The sequence below is a fragment of the Streptomyces macrosporus genome, assembly GCF_039533145.1.
GTDB lineage: Bacteria > Actinomycetota > Actinomycetes > Streptomycetales > Streptomycetaceae > Streptomyces > Streptomyces macrosporus.
This window is the reverse complement of record NZ_BAAASZ010000007.1, coordinates 102,599-123,385: the sequence shown is the minus strand read 5'-3', so window position 1 is coordinate 123,385 and position 20,787 is coordinate 102,599. Positions and strand designations below refer to the sequence as shown.

20 protein-coding genes are annotated in these 20,787 nt (G+C 71.0%); 6 read left to right on the top strand and 14 right to left on the bottom strand.

All coding sequences use genetic code 11. The features are described from left to right. Positions 1-615 (bottom strand): MFS transporter (locus ABD335_RS04880; RefSeq protein WP_344320827.1); only part of this gene is annotated, 615 nt, incomplete at its 3' end. Beyond that, on the bottom strand, positions 612-1,565 hold the full coding sequence (locus ABD335_RS04875) for an ATP-grasp domain-containing protein (protein WP_344320826.1): 954 nt from the start codon (positions 1,563-1,565) through the stop codon (positions 612-614). The genes ABD335_RS04875 and ABD335_RS04880, both read right to left, overlap by 4 nt. Here ABD335_RS04875 and ABD335_RS04870 point away from each other — a divergent pair. Next, on the top strand, positions 1,557-1,865 hold the full coding sequence (locus ABD335_RS04870; protein ID WP_344320825.1) for a hypothetical protein: 309 nt from the start codon (positions 1,557-1,559) through the stop codon (positions 1,863-1,865). The genes ABD335_RS04875 and ABD335_RS04870 overlap by 9 nt on opposite strands. A gap of 62 nt (positions 1,866-1,927) precedes the next feature. Here the strand turns inward: ABD335_RS04870 and ABD335_RS04865 are convergent, their stop codons facing one another. The 9 genes from ABD335_RS04865 to ABD335_RS04825 all read right to left on the bottom strand — a co-directional run bounded on the left by ABD335_RS04865 (position 1,928) and on the right by ABD335_RS04825 (position 10,994). Then, the gene (locus ABD335_RS04865) at positions 1,928-3,208 is read right to left on the bottom strand and encodes an APC family permease (protein WP_344320824.1); all 1,281 of its coding nucleotides are present in this window, start codon (positions 3,206-3,208) and stop codon (positions 1,928-1,930) included. Between the two features lie 28 nt (positions 3,209-3,236). Further along, entirely contained in the window at positions 3,237-4,373 is a 1,137-nt protein-coding gene (locus tag ABD335_RS04860) for a nitric oxide synthase oxygenase (RefSeq protein WP_344320823.1), read from the bottom strand. Beyond that, a complete protein-coding gene (locus ABD335_RS04855) occupies positions 4,370-5,344 on the bottom strand; it encodes an alpha/beta hydrolase (protein WP_344320822.1) in 975 nt (324 codons plus the stop codon). The genes ABD335_RS04860 and ABD335_RS04855 overlap by 4 nt, the downstream gene beginning before the upstream one ends. 10 nt (positions 5,345-5,354) lie before the next feature. Beyond that, positions 5,355-6,221 (bottom strand): carbon-nitrogen family hydrolase, encoded by an 867-nt coding sequence (locus ABD335_RS04850; RefSeq protein WP_344320821.1) that lies wholly within the window; start codon positions 6,219-6,221, stop codon positions 5,355-5,357. A gap of 19 nt (positions 6,222-6,240) precedes the next feature. After that, positions 6,241-7,017 carry a hypothetical protein gene (locus ABD335_RS04845; RefSeq protein ID WP_344320820.1) on the bottom strand — a complete coding sequence of 259 codons (777 nt, stop codon included), beginning with the start codon at positions 7,015-7,017 and terminating at the stop codon, positions 6,241-6,243. 26 nt (positions 7,018-7,043) lie between these two features. Beyond that, entirely contained in the window at positions 7,044-7,787 is a 744-nt protein-coding gene (locus tag ABD335_RS04840) for an SDR family NAD(P)-dependent oxidoreductase (protein WP_344320819.1), read from the bottom strand. A 6-nt stretch (positions 7,788-7,793) separates the two neighbouring features. Next, the gene (locus ABD335_RS04835; protein WP_344320818.1) at positions 7,794-9,158 is read right to left on the bottom strand and encodes a hypothetical protein; all 1,365 of its coding nucleotides are present in this window, start codon (positions 9,156-9,158) and stop codon (positions 7,794-7,796) included. Continuing rightward, entirely contained in the window at positions 9,158-10,288 is a 1,131-nt protein-coding gene (locus ABD335_RS04830) for a hypothetical protein (RefSeq protein WP_344320817.1), read from the bottom strand. The genes ABD335_RS04835 and ABD335_RS04830 overlap by 1 nt, the downstream gene beginning before the upstream one ends. A gap of 400 nt (positions 10,289-10,688) precedes the next feature. Beyond that, positions 10,689-10,994: a hypothetical protein gene (locus ABD335_RS04825; RefSeq protein ID WP_344320875.1), complete on the bottom strand. Its 306-nt coding sequence runs from the start codon at positions 10,992-10,994 to the stop codon at positions 10,689-10,691. Between ABD335_RS04825 and ABD335_RS04820 the strand changes: the two genes are divergently transcribed. Both ABD335_RS04820 and ABD335_RS04815 read left to right on the top strand, forming a co-directional pair. Then, positions 10,890-11,648, top strand: coding sequence for an alpha/beta hydrolase (locus ABD335_RS04820; RefSeq protein WP_344320816.1), 759 nt, complete (start codon positions 10,890-10,892; stop codon positions 11,646-11,648). The genes ABD335_RS04825 and ABD335_RS04820 overlap by 105 nt on opposite strands. Positions 11,649-12,433: 785 nt before the next feature. Further along, a complete protein-coding gene (locus tag ABD335_RS04815) occupies positions 12,434-13,150 on the top strand; it encodes a class I SAM-dependent methyltransferase (protein WP_344320815.1) in 717 nt (238 codons plus the stop codon). 117 nt (positions 13,151-13,267) lie between these two features. On the opposite strand, the gene ABD335_RS04810 is transcribed toward ABD335_RS04815, so the two are convergent. From ABD335_RS04810 to ABD335_RS04800, 3 genes are all read right to left on the bottom strand, one after another. Further along, the gene (locus ABD335_RS04810; RefSeq protein ID WP_344320814.1) at positions 13,268-14,452 is read right to left on the bottom strand and encodes a DUF418 domain-containing protein; all 1,185 of its coding nucleotides are present in this window, start codon (positions 14,450-14,452) and stop codon (positions 13,268-13,270) included. Between the two features lie 193 nt (positions 14,453-14,645). Then, positions 14,646-15,218, bottom strand: a complete 573-nt coding sequence (locus tag ABD335_RS04805; protein WP_344320813.1) for a restriction endonuclease — start codon at positions 15,216-15,218, stop codon at positions 14,646-14,648. Between the two features lie 284 nt (positions 15,219-15,502). Further along, a complete protein-coding gene (locus ABD335_RS04800) occupies positions 15,503-16,762 on the bottom strand; it encodes a hypothetical protein (protein ID WP_344320812.1) in 1,260 nt (419 codons plus the stop codon). A gap of 913 nt (positions 16,763-17,675) precedes the next feature. Here ABD335_RS04800 and ABD335_RS04795 point away from each other — a divergent pair. The 3 genes from ABD335_RS04795 (at position 17,676) to ABD335_RS04785 (ending at position 20,685) form a co-directional block, all read left to right on the top strand. Continuing rightward, complete coding sequence (locus tag ABD335_RS04795; protein WP_344320811.1) at positions 17,676-19,193, top strand: S8 family serine peptidase; 1,518 nt, start codon at positions 17,676-17,678, stop codon at positions 19,191-19,193. 75 nt (positions 19,194-19,268) lie between these two features. Then, positions 19,269-19,637, top strand: coding sequence for a hypothetical protein (locus ABD335_RS04790; RefSeq protein ID WP_344320810.1), 369 nt, complete (start codon positions 19,269-19,271; stop codon positions 19,635-19,637). A 469-nt stretch (positions 19,638-20,106) separates the two neighbouring features. Then, on the top strand, positions 20,107-20,685 hold the full coding sequence (locus ABD335_RS04785; RefSeq protein ID WP_344320809.1) for a hypothetical protein: 579 nt from the start codon (positions 20,107-20,109) through the stop codon (positions 20,683-20,685). The last annotated feature ends 102 nt before the right edge of the window (positions 20,686-20,787 follow it).

Below are 20,787 nucleotides of genomic sequence, written 5' to 3'. Positions count from 1 at the left end.
CGGCGCGGCGGGCAGACCGGTCCACAGCAACAGGCCGAACAGCGCGTAGCAGCAACTGCTGATGACGAACAGGGGCCGGACGCCGCCGCTCGCCACCGCGGCCGCGATCAGCGGGCCGAGGGTGGACCCGAGGTTCAGCGCGAGCCGGAAGAACGCGAAGATCGGTACGCGGTCGCGTTCCTCCGTGTGGTCGACCAGGAGGGCCGACGCGGCCGGCAGGTACGCCTGGGCGAACAGCGCCGTGAAGAACACGCCTCCCAGCGCGACCGTCCGGTCGGGGGAGAGTCCGACCACCGCCAGGCCCCCGGAGGCCAGCAGCGTCGAGCCGACGAGCGAGACCTTCCTGGACAGCCGGTCGGAGGCCCATCCGCCGAGGAGGGAGCCCAGCGGGGTGGCGACGCCGACCGCCAGCAGGATGAGCGGCATCTCGCGGGGGGTGAACCCGAGTTGTCTGAGGAAGAGGACCAGGAAGGTGGCGAAGAAGGAGCCCGCCCGGTTGAGGAAGACGCCCGTCACCAGGACCCACACCGGGCGCGGGGCGGTGCGCACGACGCTCAGGACCGAGCGGGTCTTCTCCTGCGGCCGGTCGGCGCCGACTTCGTGGTCGGTACTCATAGAGCGCTCAGGGGCTCGCCTTCGATCACGACGTCCGCCTCGACCGCGCGGCGGCGCTCCAGGCACTCTTCCCGGTCCGCCCCGCCGACCACCGCGAACGCCACCCGGGACAGGAAGCCCCGCGGCGGCAGCCGCACCTCCGTCCCGGCCGGGAGGAAGGCGACGAACCGGTCGAGGCCCGGATACGCGTCGTGCTCCCGGGCCAGCCGCACCCGGTCCACCCGCAGGTCCTCCTTGGGGTAGATCATGCTGATGGCGGCCACACCGGTGCCGTCCCCGGACAGGTCCGGCTCCCGGCCCACCGCGATGTCGGCCGAGGCCCCGGCCAGGTCCACGCCCTGGGCGAGCGCGCCGAGGTGGGGGATGAGGCCGCCGCCCAGGCGGACGTTGATCTCGATGATCCGCGGCCCGCGGCTGGTGAGCCTGAACTCCGTGTGCGTGACCAGGTGGTCGAGCCCCGCGGCCTCGTGGGCGGCCACGACCATGGCGAGGGCCTCGTCGAGGCCCTCGCGCGGAGCGGCGGGGACGACGTGTCCGAGCTCCTCGAAGTACGGCGCGAAGCCCACGGTCTTCTCCGCCACCACCAGGGGGACGGTGACTCCCTGCCAGGTCGCGCAGTCGGCGCTGTACTCGGGGCCGTCGAGGTACTCCTCGATCAGCACGCCCTCCAGGCGGGAGACCGTGCCGTCGCCGGCGCGCGCGTCGGCCGCCGTGGCGAAGGCCTCCAGCAGCTCCCGTTCGCCGTCGACGCGCACGACGCCGATGCTGCCGCCGAGGGCGCGGGGTTTGAGCACCACGGGGTAGCCGATGTCGGCCGCCGCCCTGCGGGCGGTGTCCACGTCGTGCGCCACGGCGAAGCGGACCGGTCCCAGGCCGGCCTCGGCGAGACAGGCGCGCAGGGCGCTCTTGTCCTTGCAGCGCCGGACGGCGGCGGGGTCCGTGTGCGGCACGCCGAGCGCGCGGCCGAGTTCGGCCGTCGGCTCGACCAGCGCCTCGTCATAGGTGAGGACCCCGTCCGGAGCCTCCGCTCGGGCAACGGCGAGAAGCTTTTCCGCGTCTTCGGGATCGATGTGATGGAATCCCTTGACATAAGGCTTCTGCCAGCTCGGTTCGCGCCCTTCGACGAGAATTACGTCGACCCGCTCGCTGATTGCCGCGAGAGCGTATTCACGAAAAGGCTGACCGCCGCTGCCGACAAGCAGGAGCTTCTTCCTGTCCATGCGGCACATCCCATCATACGACGTGAATGACTGTCAATTCCCGCCGGCAACGTGAATGGTGACCGACAAGGCCGCTACGCATAGCAGATCAATCACCTCCGGACAAGGCTCTCATCGGAAGTCTTCTGGCGTGAACCGAGTGCGAAACCCGACGTCAGAAGGGCCGCCGACCAGGCAAGAGAGGCCCATTCGAAAGAGAACAGCGGTATCGCGAGAAGAGTCGCGCCGACGACGGCCACCGTGCGGTCCCATACCCCCCGAAACAGCTTGAAGTGAGCCGCACAGCAGAGAAGGTACAGCAACAGGAAATTCTTTCCGGCCAGCCCGAGAATCGAAGCGATGGAGACCAGTCCGACGCTGTTCGCGGCAATCACCACACCGAAGGCGATACCGCAGGCGACCACCGCCCGGTGCGGCACGCCGAAACGGTTCACCTCGCGGAGACCGGCCGGCAACAACCCTTCGGAGGCGCTCGACATGACCAGCCGGGAGGCGCCCCAGGAATTCCCCAGCACACTCGCGAGCAACAGGACCGTGCTCATCGCGGCGACGCTCTTCGACGCGGCCCCGCCGAAGAGGGCGTGCATCACCAGTTCCATGGGGCGCAGATCCAGGTGGGGCTCCTCCGGAACGAGCGTCGACTGCACGGCCAGCGACAGCAGGACGTACAGCGCCGTCACGACGAGGTAGCTGATGGCCAGCACCCACGGGAAGTCGCGCTTGGGCCTGGCGTACTCGCCGGTGGTGAACGACACCAGCTCCCATCCGGTGAACGCGAAGAACACCGTGCCGACGCCGGCCAGGCCGGTGACCAGCGCGTCGGACGAGAACAGCGGCTCCGGCCGGGGCGCGGTCCCCATCAGCACGCCGCACAGGGCGATCGTCACCAGCGCGACCAGCAGCAGGGCGCACAGGACCGACTGGACCGCCCCCGACAGCCGCGTCCCCGTGCAGTTCAGCAGCACGGAGGCGGCCACCATGGCGATCGCCCCGGCCGCGCCGAAGTCGGGGGACAGGCCGACCGTCGCCGCCAGGTAGTGTCCGCCCGCCAGGGCGATGCCCGGAATGCCGACGCAGAAGGTGCCGATGAGCAGCGTCTCCGTCGCGGCCGCGGCCCGCGGGCCGAAGGCCGCCCGCAGGTATCCGGCCACCCCCGCGGCGCCCGGAAGCGCCTGGCCCAGCCTGCCGAGCACCGCCAGGAGCGGCAGGACCAGGACGGCGGCGAAGACCCAGGCCCACACGGCGGCGTGGCCTGCCTCGCGGTAGGCGATGCCGGGCAGGATCAGGGCTCCGCTGCCGATGACGATGGTGATCGCCAGGCTGGTCGCGCCGACCAGGCCGAGTCCCGGGCCACGGCCGGAGAAGCTGCTCATAGGGATTCCAGGGATGCGGGAGGGGAGGTCAGGTGTGCGATCGCTGTTCCGCCGCGGGACACGGCGGCCACGTGTCCCTGGCGACGAAGTTGGGCCGCAGGTCGAAGTCGGGAGCGTCGTACTCGCGGTGGTAGGTCGGTGTGGTGCTGCTGGACATCGGGGGGTTGACCCAGGACCACTGGGTCGGGACCTTCCTCCCCGCGGCCTCCTCCCGCTCCACGTGGTCCACGAACTGCCGCGCGGCGGTGTGGTGGTCGACGATGTGGACGTTGGCCGCCCGGTAGCTGTGCAACACCGCCGCGGTCAGCTCCACCAGGGCCCGGTCCTTCCACAGGGAACGGTCGTGCGAGGTGTCCAGACCCATGTGGCGGGCGACCACGGGCAGCATGTCGTAGCGGTACTCGTCGCTGAGGTTGCGCGCGCCGATCTCCGAGCCGACGTACCACCCGCTGAAGGGTGCCGCCGTGTAGCGCACTCCCCCGATCTCCAGGGTCATGTTGGAGATGGCGGGGTTCGCGTGCCACTTCAGCCCGAGGTCGGCGAACCAGTCGAACGACGGGTGGGAGAGCGGGACTTCCAGGGCGACGCCGTCGGGCACCTCGAACCACCGGGGCTCCTCGCCCGGCATGCGGATGACGACGGGGAGGATGTCGAACGCGGTGCCGCGCCCCTTCCAGCCCATGGCCAGCACGGCGTCCGTGAGGTCCGCGTGGAGCGGGTCCCCGAGGATCGACCCGTCGTCCCGGCGGTATCCGGCGTACCGGATCAGCTGCGGATTGAGGATGTGGATCCCGTCGTCCGCCGCCGGGGCGAAGACGGAGATCACCGACCGCAGCCGTCCGCCGTTGGTCGAGTACCGCAGGTGCTCCCAGCAGCCTTCGGCCACTTCCTCGGCCGTGCGGCAGTGCCGGAAGTCCAGGAGCCGCAGACTGCGCCAGTGCATCCGGCCGACGCACCGCGCGTGGTTGCGCCACGCCACCTTGGCGCCGATCAGCAGTTCCTCCGGCGTGTGGGTGTAGGTGCCGGTGTCCTCGATCTCCGCGCGCACCTCGCGCAGTCGGTCGGCGCCGATGTGCCGCAGTTCGGGCAGGGCGAAGAAGTCCTCGGCCCGGCGCCACACGTCTTCCCGGCAGGCGGGCGTCGAAAGCTCGGCGGGTAAGGTCATGACACCCGCATCCCGGTGACGTGCGCCAGCACCGCGCACTGCTCGTCCAGGGCCCGTCGGGCGACGGTGGCCCGCGGCGCCGCGGCGTCGAAGCCGTGGAAGGTGCCGGGGAAGTGGTGGATCTCGACGGAGACCCCCGCCGCCAGCATCCGCCGGGCGTAGTCCAGGCCCTCGTCGCGCAGCGGGTCGAACTCCGCCGTCATGAGGTAGGCGGGGGGCAGTCCCGAGAGGTCCTCGGCGACGCCGGGAGCGGCGTAGGGCGACACCGCATCGGGCGTCTCGGTGCCCAGGTAGTGGCGCCACATGTGCACGTTGTTGCGCTGGTGCCAGCCGGGCGTCGCGCTGAACTCCTTCATCGACCCGGTGGTCATGGTGTGGTCGACGACCGGATACAGCATCATCTGGTGGACGATGGGCGGTCCGTCCAGATCGCGGGCCGCCATCGAGACCGCCGCGGTGAGCGCGCCGCCGGCGCTGGTGCCGCCGACGGCGATCCGCTCGGTGTCGACGCCCAGTTCGGAGGCGTTCGCCACGGTCCACAGCAGGGCGTCGTAGCAGTCCTCGAAGGCGCAGGGGAACGGGTGCTCGGGGGCCAACCGGTAGTCGACCGAGACGACCACCAGGCCGGTGCGCCGGGCGATCTCCCGGCACCGGGCGTCCTCCGTGTCGAGGTTGCCCGTCACGAAACCGCCGCCGTGGAAGAACAGCAGGGCCGGGCGGGGCTCGGCGTCCCCGGGCCTGACGTAGATCCGGACGGGGATGTCGGGCGCGCCCGAACGGGCCGGGACGGTGCGGTCGTCGACGAGCAGGCCGTCCTGTGCGTCGGTCCCGCCGCGCATGGCCTTGGATATCCTGTACGCGCGTGCGAGCGCGGCCCGTGCGGCCTGGGGCTCGCCGTAGTCGAGGTCGGGCTGGAGCGCGGCGGCGCGGGCGAGTTCGGGGTCGATGCCCTCGGGCACGATCAGTGTCACGGGAATTCCCTCAGTGAGTGCAGCCGGTCGTTCGCGATGGGGCGACCCGGTGGGGCGCCCGCGGCCGGGAGGCGAGCAGGCGGGCTTCCTTCTCCGGGGCGGCGGTGAGACGGCGGTCGGAGAACGCCGGGAAGTCCGAGCGCGCCCGTTCGACGGAGGCCGGATCGAGGTCGGCGGCGAGCGCCTCCTCACCGCGTCCGGCTTCCGCCACGACGCGGCCCCACGGGTCGACGGCCATGCTGGCGCCCCCCAGTTCGACGTCGCCCTGGTGGCCGGCGGCGTTGCAGGCGAGCACGTGGACCTGGTTCTCCAGGGCGCGGGCCCGCACCAGCAGCCTCCAGTGGTCGATGCGGGCGGCCGGCCACGCGGCGGTGACGACCAGGAGTTCCGCGCCGTCCTCGGCCAGGACCCGGAAGAGTTCCGGGAACCGCAGGTCGTAGCAGGTCGTCATGCCGACGCGGCCCAGCGCGGTGTCGTGGGCCCGCAGCGTGTCCCCCGGGGCCAGCAGCGCCGTCTCGCGCGACCGGTGCCCGAAGAGGTGGAACTTGCGGTAGGTGTGGAGCAGTCGGCCGTCCGGGCCGAACAGCAGGCTGGTGTTGTGGAGCCGGCCGTCCGGGCCGCGTTCGACCACACTGCCCGCGTGGAGGTGGACGGAGGCGGCCTCGGCCGCCTCGCCCAGCGCGCGTGCCGTCGGGCCGTCCAGGGGTTCGGCGGTCCGCTCGTAGTCGTCGAAGGCGAAGTAGCCGGTGGCCCACAGCTCCGGCAGCACGACGAGGTCCGCGCCGCGGTGCGCGACCACCCGGTCGCACACCGCGGCCACCCGCCGTTCGAAGGGCTGCCGGTGATCCACCGCCGCCTGGATCAGAACAGCGCGCATCTCTCTCCCGTCACGGCGGTCAGCGGACCCTGGCGACCACGAGGAAGGCGTCCAGCGGCCCCAGGGTGCCCCGGAACATCGCGTCCAGGTCGGGGTTCCCCGTGGTCGGCAGCTCGCCGTAGAGCTCGTCCAGGGTGTCGTAGGCGTTGCGCAGCGTCACGGTGCCCGGTTCCAGGATGTCCCGCTGTCCCAGCCAGGTGGCGAGGTCGATCGCGCACCTCTCGACGTCCTCGGGGAGCGGGACGTCGGGGTGCGGGAAGACCGTGCCGCCGTCGACGAGTCCCCGCATGAGCCGGTAGAAGATCGGGCTCTCCGTCCGCGCCGTCAGGTAGACGGGCTTGCCGGAGGCGCAGCGCGGCACCGCGGTGTCGGTGATCCTCTCCCGCATCAGCCTGCGCATGACGCCCTTGGACTGGCGCAGCGGGACCATGCCGGTGGAGTCCAGGTAGATGACGACGTGCTCGTCGAAGGGGAGCACGTGGTGCCCGGTCCATCCGACGAAGGCGCCCCGCTCGTCGCCGACGAGGACGAATTCGGCCAGCCGCTCCAGGTAGCCCTCCTTGCTCCGCTGGGCCCAGTAGGGCGTCATGTCGGCCCCGAACGACCGGGTGGTCACCGGGACGAGGGCGTCGTAGACGCGGTAGTGGGTCGAGATGCTGAGGCTGCGCCGGGGGTCCTCCACGACGTACGCCGTCAGGCCGTCGCCGAGGTCGATCGTCCGGCAGTGCCGCGCGACGTCCCCGATGACGTCGGTGATGAGCGGGAACTCCTGTACCGGAGCGGGGGTTGAGGTCATCGTGCTTCCTTCTGGGTTCTGCCGGATCAGGCGAAGACGGTTCCGTGCGCCGATGCTGTGCCGCCGGCCAGTTCTCCCCCGTCGACGATCAGCTGCTGGCCGGTGACGAAGCGGGCGGAGTCCGAGGCGAGGAAGAAGAACGCCTCGGCGATCTCCGCGGGATCCGCGTGCCGGTTGGCCGGGATCTTCGCGTTGACCTCGGCGAACATCTCGTCCGTGTACTCCGCTCGCTGCATGGGGGTCATCACGTAGCCCGGACTGACGCAGGCGGTGCGCACGTGCGGCGCCAGTTCCAGGGCCAGGCTCCGACAGAGCGCCAGCACCGCGGCCTTGGAGGCGTTGTAGTCCGCGTAGTAGGGGTATCCCGCCGAGCCGTTGGTGGACGCCGTCGCCAGCAGCACACCGCCGCGCGCCTCGATCATGTGGCGCGCGGCGGCCTGCCACAACGCCATGACGCCCATGACGTTGATGTCCATCAGTTGCCTGATGTCCTTCTCCGTCATCTCCACGAACGTGCGCCGCAGGCTGATGCCCGCGTTGGCGATGACCACGTCGACGGAGCCCCGCTCCCGGACGACCGTGTCGACGGTCCGCCGTACGCCGGCCCAGTCGGTGACGTCGGTGTGGATCCACTGGCCCACGGCGTCCTGGGGAGCGGGCTCCGCGAGGTCGAGGTTGACCACGTGGTCGCCCGCTTCGGCGAATCGGCGCGCGGTGGCCAGACCGATGCCGGAGGAGGCTCCGGAGATGACGACAGTTCGAGCTTTCATTGGTCCTTAACCGAAGGTGTAGGAGAGATCGGTGGGCAGGGAGCGGAAGTGTCCCGAGATGCTGTCGAGGTACTCCGTGCCCCTGGCTAGCGCCGCACGCAGCCGCCCGAGTTCCGAGGCGTCCGCGTCCCACAGCACGCCGTGCAGCGTACGCGCCAGGTCCTCCAGGGCGGGGCGGGCTTGCCGGAGGAAGCCGCCCCGGGCGGGGAAGTCCGTCTCCGCCGCGTACTGTCGGATCCAGCCGAGGGTGAGCAGTGCCGCCGAGGTGTCGGCGAAGTGGTGGTACCGGCGGGACAGGTAGCGGATCAGCTCGGCGGTGAACGCCGTGTCGAGGTCGCCGTCGGCGCCGACCGCCTCCGCCGTCAGCAGGCCGAGCGTGTCGGCGTACGCCTCCTCCAGCGCCATCCGCTCGAAGTGGTTGATCCCTTCGGCGGGTTCGCCCTCCGCCGGCACCGACGCGCGGCGCCAGAAGTGGCCGAGGTCGTGGCAGCGGAACCAGCGCAGCGACATCCGCAGTGCCGCGTCGAGGCGGGTCTCGTCCACGGTGCCGCCGACGCTCTTGAGGAGCTCCAGCGAGCAGCGGCCCAGCCTCTCCCGGTGGACGTTGGCGAACACCACGGTGAACTCGGGCCCCAGCACGGTGGCCCCGGCCGCCTCCAGCGGGAAGAAGTGGGCGAAGTTCTTGTGTCCGGAGACCGATTCGCCGCCTGCCAGCAGCAGGTCGGTGACCTGCATGGTGGGATTGACCTTCTGGACGGATTTCACCTCCCCCCCCAGGACGCGGGCCGCCTCCGTCCTCAGCTCGCCGATCCGGGCGGTGATCTCGTCCACCTCGGTCTGCAGGTCGGCGCGGGGGACGGCGACCAGGAGGGCGACGGGGGACCCGGCGTCCCGCATGGCCCAGGTGCTGATCGGTCCGCAGTAGAGCCAGGGCTCCTCCGGCCGGGGCTCGAACAGGGTGGCCGTCTTCCACTCCCGGGTGTGGGCGTAGATGGACAGCCGCTCGGCCGCGGCCCGCGCGTGCTGCACGACGGCGCGGGCCGATGCGGCCTCTTCCGCCTCGGCGAAGCGCAGCAGCACGTCGGACGCCGCGGTCAGCAGGAAGGAGGTCCGCTCGAAGTGGTCCGGGTCGTCCCCGGTGATCGCGGGGACGTCCAGCGCGGTGATGCCGTCGAAGAGGGTCTTGGCGCGGACCAGGTACTGCCAGGTCTCGGGGAAGTGCCTGCGCAGCTCGGCGTACTCCGGGTCCAGCCGGGTCACCGCGAGGAGGGGCTCCTCGCGGTGCCAGAAGGGGAGCTGGCCGATGGTCTGTCGCAGCGGGATGCCCAGACCCGTGCCGGGGGCGTTCCGCGGTGCCGCCGTCGGTCCCATCAGCGGGCACCCGCCTGTCCCACGGTCGCCGTCGCCGCGGGCACCGGTCGGCCGGCCGGCTCGACGGGTTCTCCGGCGTTCGGCGCGGGCTCGACGGGGACCAGCGAGACGGACCACTTCCTGCGGTCGGCGAGGAAGGCGAAGACGTGGCCCAGGTACTGGACGGTGAACCACAGCGGCAGGAAGGCGGCGAAGGACGGCGCCTGGCCGGTCTGGATCCAGCCGATGGTGGCCCAGGTCACCACGCCGGTGGCCGCGTTGAGGGCGACCGTCGTCGACAGGTCGGTCTGCTGCTGGCCCCAGTCGGGAGCGTGCGGCCTGAGCACCCTGCCGAGGAGGAGGCCGGTGAGGACGGCGCCGGCCAGGCCCGCGCCGCCGGCCTTCAGCATGTCCAGCGGAGTGACGGCGTTCGGACCGATCAGGAAGTGGTACAGGACGCCGAGGCCGATGCCGACCACCAGGCCGGGCAGGTGCATGGAGGGCTTGCGCCAGTGCTGCGGGGAGGGCATCTCCAGGTCCGCCGCGCCCTTGGGGTTGCGGTAGACGGGCGGGAAGATGAGCCCGGTGCGGTCGAGGTACGGGCGGTACGCGTCACCGGCCAGTGCGATGAGGCGCTTGTCGTACAGGATGCTGCCGACGACGTTGTAGATGTTGAGGACGACGGCCAGGACCAGCAGGTCGGTGGTCATGGTCGGGAGGCAGAAGAACATCCCGAAGAAGGCCGTGTGGACGGGGAAGCGGATCCAGCGGCGGCTGCCGACCTTCCAGCTGATGAGCTTCGGGCCCTGGGCTCCGGCGACCTGGGCGACGAGCGTGGTCGAGCCGAACGCGAGTCCGCAGTCGTACTCGAAGAGGTGCAGCTGCCAGTACCACAGCCACGAGGCGACGGCGAGGACGAACATGACGACCATCGGCACACCCGACAGCTGCCAGACGACGTCGTCCGTGTGCTGCCACAGCGAGGCGGCGACGAGGATGTACACCACGTTGGCGAGGGACTCCACGGAGCGCCATGCCAGCGCCTCCATGCCGGTCTTCGCCTTGACCACGCGTTTGACGCGCAGAGTGGCGAGTCCGGAATGCTGTATTCCGAACCCCAGGACTAACAACGTGTCCACAAGAAGTTGCACGGACGGTTCCATGGGAACGTCCCCCCTGAGCAACAGGATGCCGGCGAATCCGCCGCATCACACCGATAGGCGCACGTGCAACCGTGCGGGCCCGAAGGAACCGCACGGAAGTTACAGAGAGTAGCCTTAATAGCTTGTCGAAAATGCCCCCGCCAACGCTTCGTCGCGAAACTACCGACGGCCCGAACACGCAGTCAACCCGCTCTCGTCATTTTGACCAGCAGATTACGGACCGCCCGCGGCATTTCACCTCCGCGACAGTTCAGAAACCAACACAGGAGTTCATAGACGCAGAAGCACCGCATTCACGCCATAGCTCGCAAAAGGTGCACTGTGGTGACTCGTCCCCTGTCCGAGCGGCAGCGGTACAGTCTCCGACATGGACTCAGAAGAAGGCGTGTCAGCCCTGCTTGACAGCGAACTGGTCGACTCCGAACGGAGACAGCCGTTCGTCTCGTTCGCCGACCCGCTGAAGGCACGGCGCAATTTCCGGCGCGCGGTCGCCCTCTCCCGGGCACTTCGGGGACCCGTTCCGGAACTTTCCGATGTCGAATTCAAAGACAGCTCGTTCCGCGCGGACGACGATGGGCGCGAGATATCCGTGCGCATCTACGAACCGATTTCCCCACAGCGCTCCCGCCCTTTTCCGGTGCTTCTCTACTTCCATGGCGGAGCTTTCGCCGCCGGCGACCTGGACACCGAACACGACCGCTGTCTCCGGTTTTCCAAGGACGCCCGGTGCGCCGTGGTCTCCGTCGATTACCGGCGCCCTCCCGAACACCCCTTCCCGGCCCCGGCGGAGGACTGCTACGCGGCCCTCCGCGAGGTGGCCCGCACCGCCGGGGAGAACGGGTGGGACGCCGACCGGCTGGCCGTCGGCGGCAGCAGCGCGGGAGGCAACCTCGCCGCGGCGGTCGCCCTGATGTCCCGGGACCGGGGCGGCCCGCCCCTCGTCCTGCAGATGCTGCTCTACCCGGCCCTGGACGACCGACTGGAGTCGGACTCGTTCCGCCGCTTCCGCCGCGCCTCGGGATGGGACGTCGAGGACAGCCCGCACATGTGGCGCCACTACCTCGGTGAACACGCGCAGGAACCGCCCGCGCACGCCGCCCCCGCCCGGTGCGCCGACTTCCGCGGAGTGGCTCCGGCCTACCTGCTGGTGGCGGAGGTGGACGCGCTGCGCGACGAGGGGATCGACTACGCCTGCCGCATGATGCGGGACGGCGTGCCGGTCGAACTCCACTGCTACGCCAAGGCGTTCCACGGTTTCGAACTGGCCGCCCCGGAAGCGGCCGTCACCCGGCGCGCCCGCGAGGACCAGGCCGCCGCGCTCCGGGCCGCGTTCGCGCGACGGGGGTGACGCCGCCCTGCCCTCCGCGCGTCCCGAGCCCCGCCACCGGACGTACGCCTCGGCCCCGATCTCCGCCCGGTCCTCGTCGGGGCCGCGCGGGAGCGCCGTGGCGGCGGGCGGGCCGCGGCGGCGCAGGACGGACCGGCACCCCGCGCGGTCGACGCGGCCCGGCCCGTTCCGCCACATCCTCGAAAATAGCCATGGACACGTAATCAAAAACGGTGGTGTTCGAAACACACGCCCGGCAGACCTCGCTCAATCCGCGCGCAGACGGTGGCGGTCGGTGGGCGGGGAGTAACGGGACGAGGCTCCCGAGCGTCGTACCGGCGATCTCGTCCGCCGGCATGCGCGGGGGCCTCGTCGGTCTTCTGTGCCGGTCTTCTGTGCCGATCCTCTTTCGAACCGCGTTCGGCCTTCCGCACACGTCGTCGAACACACCTCGCGGCAGACCTACGTCCAAAGTCCTCAATCGCATTCCCGCCGCCGGAGACGGTCGAACCAGGGGTGATTGGACGGCTTCCGGCAGGCCCTTTTCCCGCCGCGCGCCACCGTCCCGCCGGCCGGTGAGACGGCCGCCCGGCGCGCACACCGTCGTCCGCGCATCGAGGACGACGGCACCGGGCAGGATCACCGTCATCGTCACCCACCGCACGGGCCGGGGAGGATCCGGGGGGAGGCCGCTGCGAGGACCTCGTCGCCACCGACGGACGCCCTCCGGGCGAGCTCCACGCCCTCTCCCGGCACCGCCGACGCCCCCGCCCGGCCCTCTTTCCTCGACGACGCACAGGAGCACCGTGGACGCAGAGACGACGAACTCCCGCGCCTGGACGGCGTACGGCTCCCACCACCTCGAACGCGCCACCGCCGTCCCCGAGGTCGACCGCTTCACCTGGGGATTCCGGCCGACCGGCCCCGGCGCCGAGGTACTCGGCGACCTCGCCGGTCGCCGTGTCCTCGACCTCGGCTCCGGGCTGGGCAGGCACGCCGCCCACCTCGTCCGCGAACACGGCGCCCTGGTCGACGCCGTCGACGCCTCTCCCACCCAGCACCGGCGCGCCACGGCCCGGTACGGCCGGCTGCCCGGCCTGACCCTCGTACTCGCCGACGCCGTCGACCACCTCGAACGGGCCGCACCGTACGAGGTGATCTACTCCGTCCACGGCCTCGCCTACATCGACCCCCACCGGCTCCTGCCCGCCCTCGCCGCCGCGCTGCGCCCCGGCGGGCGCCTGGTCTTCTCCGTCCTGCACACCACCTCCGACGGCCGTGGCCCCTCGACCACCGTCGCCCCCCGACCGGAGATCCTGCCCCTGGCCGGCGGCGGCCGGCTCACCGTGCGGATGTGGGTCCTCGCCCCCGACGTGTGGGAGAGCCTGCTCGGCGACCACGGGCTCGTCGTCCACCGGATCGACGTGCTCGACGCGCCCGAGGAGAGCGATCCCCTCTCCTGCCGCCTCTTCCACGTCCGACACCGCGACCTCTCCCGAGCCTCCGGCCCCCGGGGCGCCTGACCGTCGGACGAGCGGCAGCGCCTCGGCGTCCTCGACGACATCCCCGGCGGTACGGACACCGCCGCGGCACCAGGCCGGTCGCCGCGTTCGTCCCGCGCGTCGCGCCGGCGTGACGCCTCAGCGGCGCAGGGCCCACTTCTGGAACGCCTCCAGCGGCCCCGCCGAGAACCGCCGCAGCCACAGGGTGGAGCCCGCCATCAGCACCGCGCACACCGCGGCCCACAGCCCCATCACCCACCACGGCCGCCCCGTGTCGCCGAGCCGTTCCGCCAGGCCCAGTCCGATGCCGTACGAGGCGAGCACGCACAGCACGTTCTGGAGGACGTATCCGGACAGTGCCGTCCGGCCGACGGACACGAGTCCCGTCATCAGCGGGCCCGGCCGCCGCACCCGGTCCACCAGCGTGCCGATCAGTCCGATGTACCCGACGGCCAGCAACGGGGCGGCACCGTACCGGTCCAGCAGGAACAGGTCCGGACCGCCCAGCGCCGTCGCCACGTTGAGGGGCAGTCCGAGCCCCAGCCCCCAGGCCGCCATGCGGGACCGCAGACGGCGCCCCGCCTCGTCCGCCCCGAAGGCCCCCGCTCGGAACAGCCGTACGCCCAGCAGGAAGAGGAACACCAACAGGAAGAAGGTCAGCACCGGTTCCATGCGCAGCGCGACCGCGTTCTCCAGGCGGAAGGCGATCTGATCCAGGTAGCCGCCGTGCGCGTACAGGTCGACGACCTCCCGGGAGACCGTGCCGCCGCCCTCCGTGTCGTCCAGGACCAGCGCCGCCGTCAGCAGGCCGATCACCGTCAGATGCGCCCCCGCCGCCCACCACATCACCCGCCGCCGCGCCCGCCGCGAACGGGTCAGCAGCCAGGCCACGAGCAGCGCGGTGACCGCGTACCCCATCAGCACGTCCCATGCGAAGACCAGCACGAAGTGCAGCGTGCCCTCCGCGAACAGGAAGAGCGCCCGCCACCGGTAGCGCCCCGGCCATGGCTGCCCGCGGCGTGCCGCCGAGTCGTACTGGATGGCCAACCCGACCCCGAACAGGATCGTCAGCAGCGCCAGGAACTTGCCGTTCGCAAGCAGGACGAACACGCTCCGGGCGGCCTCCGGGAACGACCCGAAGGAGACCTCGGCCGTACCGGACTGCAGGACTCCCCACTCCGCGCCCGGGCCGGTGAAGATCCACACGTTGGTCATGAGCGTGCCGAGGATGGCCACCCCGCGGAGGACGTCGAGCAGGACCAGTCGTCGTCCGGTGGGTGGGGACGCCGGGGCCCGCAGGGGTTTCGTGCCTGTGTCCGTCATGCCTTCATCGTCACGGAGGCACCGGGCGGAATCCTCGTGAGCGAAGGCGATCCTGCCGTACATCGAAGGATGCAGACGACCCCACGGCCTCGTCCCCCCTGCGGCGGACACGCCGCGTCCCTCGCGCGTGCCCCCCCGCACGAGGCACGCCGCCGGCACGGTCGTTCGGGGCGATCGGCGTTCGGCGCTCGGCTCAGTCGTGGCCCGGGGAGAGCCTGCGGTCGGTGCCGGATCGGCCGATGTCCAGGTCCGGGAACGAGGTCAGCGGTGTGCCGCTGTTCCAGAAGCCGAGCAGGTCGACGTCGATCAGGACCAGGTTCTGCCGGGCCGCGAACGTGCGGGCCGGTGCGGTGAGGACACAAGAGGCGACGAAGACGGGGACGTCGGCGCCGTGCTCGGCGCGGGCGGTGCCGTTGAAGGTCTGGAGGTCGCGGCTGCCCACCGAGCGGTGTTCGGCGTACCGCTCGCACTGGACGACGAGCTTCCTGCCGTCGGGCAGGCGGCCGATGACGTCGGCTCCCAGATCACCGGCGCCGCCGACGCGTCGCACCTCGGTGCAACCGTCCCGGCGGCACAACCGCGCGACGTACTCCTCGAACTCGCGGTCGTCCATCGCCCGGACCGCGTCCAGTGACCGGCGGGCCTGCCGCCGTGCCTCGTCGGCCGGCCGCGTTCTCTCCGCCGCCGCCTCGCGCCGCCCGGCGCGGACCAGGCCCGCGACGACGGCACCGACGAGCCCGACGGCCGACGCCATCACCAGCGCCACCACCAGCACTGTCCCCGTCCGCTCCCGCCCCTCCCGTGGTCCGACGGTGCGCCCTCTTCTTGCTCCCCACCCGTGGCCGGTCCATCCGCCGGCCGCCGGGCCGGCGGGTGGGTGTCACGGCCACGGGTGGGACGGGACCACGTCCTTGTCATCGGGTGCGGGGGAAGCGTGCCGCTGCCGGACGGTTGCCCGTGCCCGACGCCTCGCCCTCGGCCGTCCGCTCTCCGTGCCGCTCCCGGAACGCCGGGAAGACCGGTCGGCCCGACGTCGGGCAGCGGAAGCCATCAGCGCGAAGCACTCCTCCCCCGGCGTACCAGCCGGCGGATCAGCCGGCGCGATCGGCGATCGGGCCGCGGACGCGGCTCGGCGGACCCGGCCGCCGCCGGCGAGGGCTCCGGGAGGCTTCCGGGTGCGGGTATGTCGAATTCCAGCGGCTTGGGCTCGGCAGGCGGCTCGCCGAATCCTCGCGATGCCCCGTGGACGTTTTCCAGGATCTTGTCGCCCTGCTTGTCGATCAACCGCGTCAGACCCTCCTGCCCGATACCGAACGCGACCGCCCAGGCGGCGATTTGGGCACTGGAGTCCAGGGACGAAAGACCCGGGATGAACTCGCCATGGACGAGAACCAGACCGAGCAGCGCGGACAGAGCCCCGATGGGAAGCCTCAGAAGCAGCAATCCGACGGGAATCATGTAGGGGGAGGCGCTTCCCTGGACGTGCCGCACCGAGATCGCGCCCGTCAGCGTGGCGGCAGTCATGCCGAGGGAGGCCACCAGCAGGACATCCCCGCCCTTGGCCACGTCATCGCCACCCCTGGGCATCCCCACCGGACAAACATGCTCGGTACGGAGAGGACTACCGTACGTGGGGTCGGGTTTCTCGAAGCACAGCTTGTCCGCCAACGCGTCGGGGTGCCAGAACCCCGACAGGATGAAAAGCAACGTGATGACGCTCGTGGCGATGAACGTGGCCAGGAGTACGTTGCGGAAACTACGGAGTCGGGCTATCTCGGACTCCTCGACCTGGTTCGCGGCATGGAGAACGCCGAGAGCCAACTCCTTGCATTCTTCGCCAAGGACGTTGCGGTTCCGGCGCAGCTGCTCTTCGAGGATCCGCAACCGCGGGTCCTGGCCGCCCAGGTGCTGGATGCCTCGCGCAAGGATGACGGAGCCCAGCCAGCGGAGCCTGTCGGCCGGACTCAACTGGTGGATCAGCAGCTCCGCTTCGTGGATGTTGGCCTGCACGCGATCCACGGCACTTCCGGACCACCAGTGCAAGAAGTCGCCCTCGCGCAAGGGCCGGAACTTCCGATACTCCACCGCACTTCGCGCGGCTTCCAGCATCCGGTCCGCTTTTCTCGCCAGGGCCTTTTCGTGTTTGTCCAGGTTTTCGGCTTTGAGCCTGTCGAGCTGCGCCTGAAGCTCTGCGATGTGCGCCGACTGCCGCTGACGCCAGGATCCCGTTCTGTTGTTCGCCGCCACGTCGCGATCTCGACTCATCGGTTCCGTGGAATCGTCGGGAACAGGCTTGGGATGGGCGGACACACCGAATCCGGTTCTCGTCCTGCGAACCCTCATACGGCAAGTGGACATTGAGTGACGACCGCTCGCAACTCAGGACGCCTGCGTCTCGGGCCGGTGACACAAGGGAACGGAACGGGCCATGGAGACTCGGGAACCGTCCTCGGCGAAACGTCATACCCGGGCCTCCCGAGCGGCCGAGGTGCCGCCAGCCCACGGCGGCCCCGGCCAACGATTCCGTGCGTGGTCGGCCGTGGTACGTCGTCACCCGCGTCACGGCCGGACCGCATGCCCGTGCCGCCCGTCCGGCCGGGACGGCAGCGTCCTGTCGCGGAAAAGGACGGACGGCAATGGCCCGGACGACGCCGGCGAGAAGTTCGCGGAGCCGTGGCGCCGAGTGAGGCCACGCCGGTTCCTCGGTCGAGGTCTTCCGGCGGGTTCTCCTCGCGAGCGGTGCCGCTCGCCAGGACGACCACCGGTCCGCCCGGCGGGTCTTGCGCGACGTCCGGGCGGCCATCGGGCCGTGACTCCCGAGGAACGGCGGACCTCCGTCCGCGTCGACGAGGACCACGGTCCTGATCGCGCTCACAGGGGGACCGCGGCCGGTCGCGCAGACGGCACGGCGGCTGGTGCCGGGCGACTCCGACTCCGGTCCCGGCGGCGCGGCCTCCCGACACTCGCCCTCCTTGCCCCCGGACGCGCGTCCGCCGGTCCGGATGGCCGGTGTGCCCGCTCGCGGGACATGGTCGGGGAAGGAAGCGCCATCCGCCACTCGCATGACCCAAACGGTCGAATTGCCCGTCCACGGCGATATCGGCGTCCCTCGCGAGGAACTCGCCGCTCGCGACATGTGCGGTGGGGAGCGGAGCCGATCGGCCCGCACCCGTCCCGATCCCCGTTCCCGCACGAGAACCCCCGGTGAAACGAGGTGGCGAACATGACCATGTCCTACCCGGACGGGAACCCCAGGGTCCTCAGCAAGCCCAAGATGCCGAAACTCGCCAACGGCCTGCCCAGCATCGTCTACGCCCAGGTCTCGCCCCGCTCGATCGGCGGCACGTCACTGTTCGAGACCGGTGCCGTCACCGCGCGGACGGCCCAGGCGGTGCAGTCCGAGACCCGTATCGTCGACCAAGCCGCACAGCGACTGCGCGACGCCGGCTTCACCGTCTTCCAGGACGCCCCGCACGACCGCGGCTCACACGACCTCGCGCCCCAGGCGACGCTCAACATATCCGGACCTCCCGACCTCTACGAGCGCGCCTTCCACTGCTCGCTCGAACCCCAGGAACGGCCGGTGCTCAAGGAGAACCAGCAAGAAGACCTCGCCACCTTCGTGGAATGCCCCCAGACCGACATGCCGGGCTTCATCGACACGGCGGACACCGATTTCGCCGACGTCCTCGAAGGAGTGGCCCTCGAAGAGCCCCGCTTCTTCTTCGCCACCGCACTGGCCCCGCCCACCGCCTACTGGCATCTGGACGTTCCGGGCGACGTGTCCTTGGGCTGCAACGCCGACAGGGCCCACCGCATGGGCGTCACCGGCACGGGCGTCAAAGTCGTCATGACCGACTCGGGTCACTTCGTGCACCCGTTCTTCTCCGCACGCGGCTACAAGGTGGGGCCCGTGGTGCTGGGTCCGGGCGCCACCGCGCCGGCCGACGACGAGAGCGGCCACGGCACCGCCGAATCCGCGAACATCTTCGCGATCGCCCCGGACGTCGACTTCACGATGGTCAAGATGAGCTTCTTCAACACCATCGCCGCGTTCAACAAAGCGGTCGCCCTGAACCCGCACGTCATCAGCAACAGTTGGGGATCGAGCAAGCGGCGCCCGAGCGAGTTCAGCGCGGCGGACCAGGCCCTGGCCGCCGCGGTCGCGGTCGCCGTCGCACGCGGCATCACCGTGGTGTTCTCCGCGGGCAACGGCCAGTTCGGCTTCCCGGGTCAGCACCCCGACGTCATCTCCGCGGGCGGCGTCTTCCTCTCGCCCGACGGGACCATGCGCGCGTCGGACTACTCCAGCGGCTTCGCCAGCCGGATCTTCCCCGGTCGCAACTCCCCCGACCTGTGCGGGCTGGTGGGCATGCGCCCCCGGGCGGCCTACATCATGCTGCCGGTGCAGCCCCACGACGACATCGACCGCGATCTCGCCGGGAGCCGCCACCCCGACGGCGACGAGACCTCGGCCGACGACGGCTGGGCGGCGATCAGCGGCACCTCCGCCGCCGCTCCCCAGATCGCCGGCGCGTGCGCCCTGATCAAACAGGTCAACCCGCGGCTGACCCCGGCACAGGTCCGCGACATCCTGCGCGGCACCGCCCGCGACGTGGCAGCGGGCCACTGCTTCGACCAGCCCGACATGGGACACCCGGCGGCCCCGGGCCCCGACCTGGCCACCGGCACCGGTCTCGTCGACGCCCACGCGGCCGTCGTCGCCGCCGGCCGGTCGTAGAAGCCGTCCGAGCGATCACCGGTGGCGGCCCCCGGGCACTCCCCCGCCCCGTACGCAAAGGAGGACGTCCCCACCATGACCACTGTGCCCGGGGGCCGCGACCCGATCCTGTCGGCGCTCGTCGTCCTGCGTCCCACCGGGGAAGGACCCGCCCTGGACCACCTCATCGCCGACCGTGTCCACCGCTTCCTCCCCTCACCGGACGTGGTCCGGACGGTCGCCGCATGGTTCGCGTCGCGCGGCTTCGACGTCGACGAAGCCGTCGGCATCTCCTTCGCGCTCACCGGGCCGCGTTCCCTGTTCCAGGAGACCTTCCGCCTCCGTGGCGGCGATCCTCGACAAGAGGCACCACTCGGTCTCGATGCGCTGCCCCGAGAGGTGGCCCGGCACATCAGCGCCGTCACGTTCACCGCACCGCCCGACTTCGGGCCCGGCAACCCGTGACCCCCCGGGGCGACCGGCGGTCCCACCGCTCCGACAACCTCGCGCCCTCGGGAGGAAGCCGACCCGAGAACAAAGACCACGTCGGCGGGCCGCCGCCTGCCGACGTGGGAGCGGCGCGGTGAGCGCCGGCCCTTCGGACGGGCGATGCTCCGCTCCGTCGGACCCGCTCGGCCGCGGCCACGACACCGTGAATCCGACCTCGACGGACATGAGGGATTCCTCGGCCCCACAGCGTGAAAGCGCCGCATCCGGTGCGCGGCTGACGGATCGACAGGACCGGAGTATCGGCCCGGCCGTACGGCGAAATCCGGGATAACAAGGCTGAGCGGCCGATCGGGTGCAAACCCGGACGCTTGCGCGTTCGGGCCACGGTATCGGGTACACCGGCTCAACCCCTGATGTCTCCGTCATGCGACCGGAAGAGGCGAGGATGTTTGGTCATTCGGTAGCTGGTGCGCGAGCGCGGTCGGTGGCCGTCTTCGGTCTGAAGGGAATGCTGGTCGTCGCCCTCCTGGCCGCCGCGGTGGGCTGCGGAGACGACGAACCCTCGCCCGAGGGGGGCACGTCGTCGCCGAGGGACGCGGGGACCGCGACCCTCTTTCCGGGGGCCGTCGCCGAGGGCGAGCAGGAGAGCATCGACTTTCCCCAGGTGGACGTGGGCGAGACCGCCCGGTTCGACGTCGAAGTGCGCAATGACACGGACGAGGCGCTCGCCATGGAAAAAGCACGTATCGTCACATGGAACGGGGACTCCAAGCCCGCCTCGCATCCTGCCCGACCCCGGGCCACCGAGGAGGACCCGGGGATCGACATCTCCGAGAACGACTGCGAAGGGAAGACTCTGCAGCCGGAGGAGCAATGCCGTATCGAGATGCTGATCCGCGAGCCGATCACGAGCGCCGACCGGCTCGGACTGGAAGTCGACACGGACAAAGGCCCGTTCTGGGTCGCGCTGTACGGCGACACGGGCAAATCGAGCCCCTCCTCACCCGCTTGGACACAGAACCCGGAGACGCCGACGATTTCCCCCGGCCCTCGACAGCCCTAGCGAGCCGGAAGCAGTACCGGCGTCGACGGCCACGGCGGAGCCCACCGAAGCACCGGCAACTCCGGACGGCCCTGTGATCGGGCGACCCGCCTGCGTCGGGTC

Excerpts from the sequence above, each read along its gene's own strand:
- ABD335_RS04840 (WP_344320819.1), bottom strand. The coding sequence starts at position 7,787 with ATGAAAGCTCGAACTGTCGTCATCTCCGGAGCCTCCTCCGGCATCGGT.
- ABD335_RS04835 (WP_344320818.1), bottom strand. The coding sequence starts at position 9,158 with ATGGGACCGACGGCGGCACCGCGGAACGCCCCCGGCACGGGTCTGGGC.
- ABD335_RS04865 (WP_344320824.1), bottom strand. The coding sequence starts at position 3,208 with ATGAGCAGCTTCTCCGGCCGTGGCCCGGGACTCGGCCTGGTCGGCGCG.
- ABD335_RS04850 (WP_344320821.1), bottom strand. The coding sequence starts at position 6,221 with ATGCGCGCTGTTCTGATCCAGGCGGCGGTGGATCACCGGCAGCCCTTC.
- ABD335_RS04790 (WP_344320810.1), top strand. The coding sequence starts at position 19,269 with ATGACCACTGTGCCCGGGGGCCGCGACCCGATCCTGTCGGCGCTCGTC.
- ABD335_RS04860 (WP_344320823.1), bottom strand. The coding sequence starts at position 4,373 with ATGACCTTACCCGCCGAGCTTTCGACGCCCGCCTGCCGGGAAGACGTG.
- ABD335_RS04845 (WP_344320820.1), bottom strand. The coding sequence starts at position 7,017 with ATGACCTCAACCCCCGCTCCGGTACAGGAGTTCCCGCTCATCACCGAC.
- ABD335_RS04810 (WP_344320814.1), bottom strand. The coding sequence starts at position 14,452 with ATGACGGACACAGGCACGAAACCCCTGCGGGCCCCGGCGTCCCCACCC.
- ABD335_RS04795 (WP_344320811.1), top strand. The coding sequence starts at position 17,676 with ATGACCATGTCCTACCCGGACGGGAACCCCAGGGTCCTCAGCAAGCCC.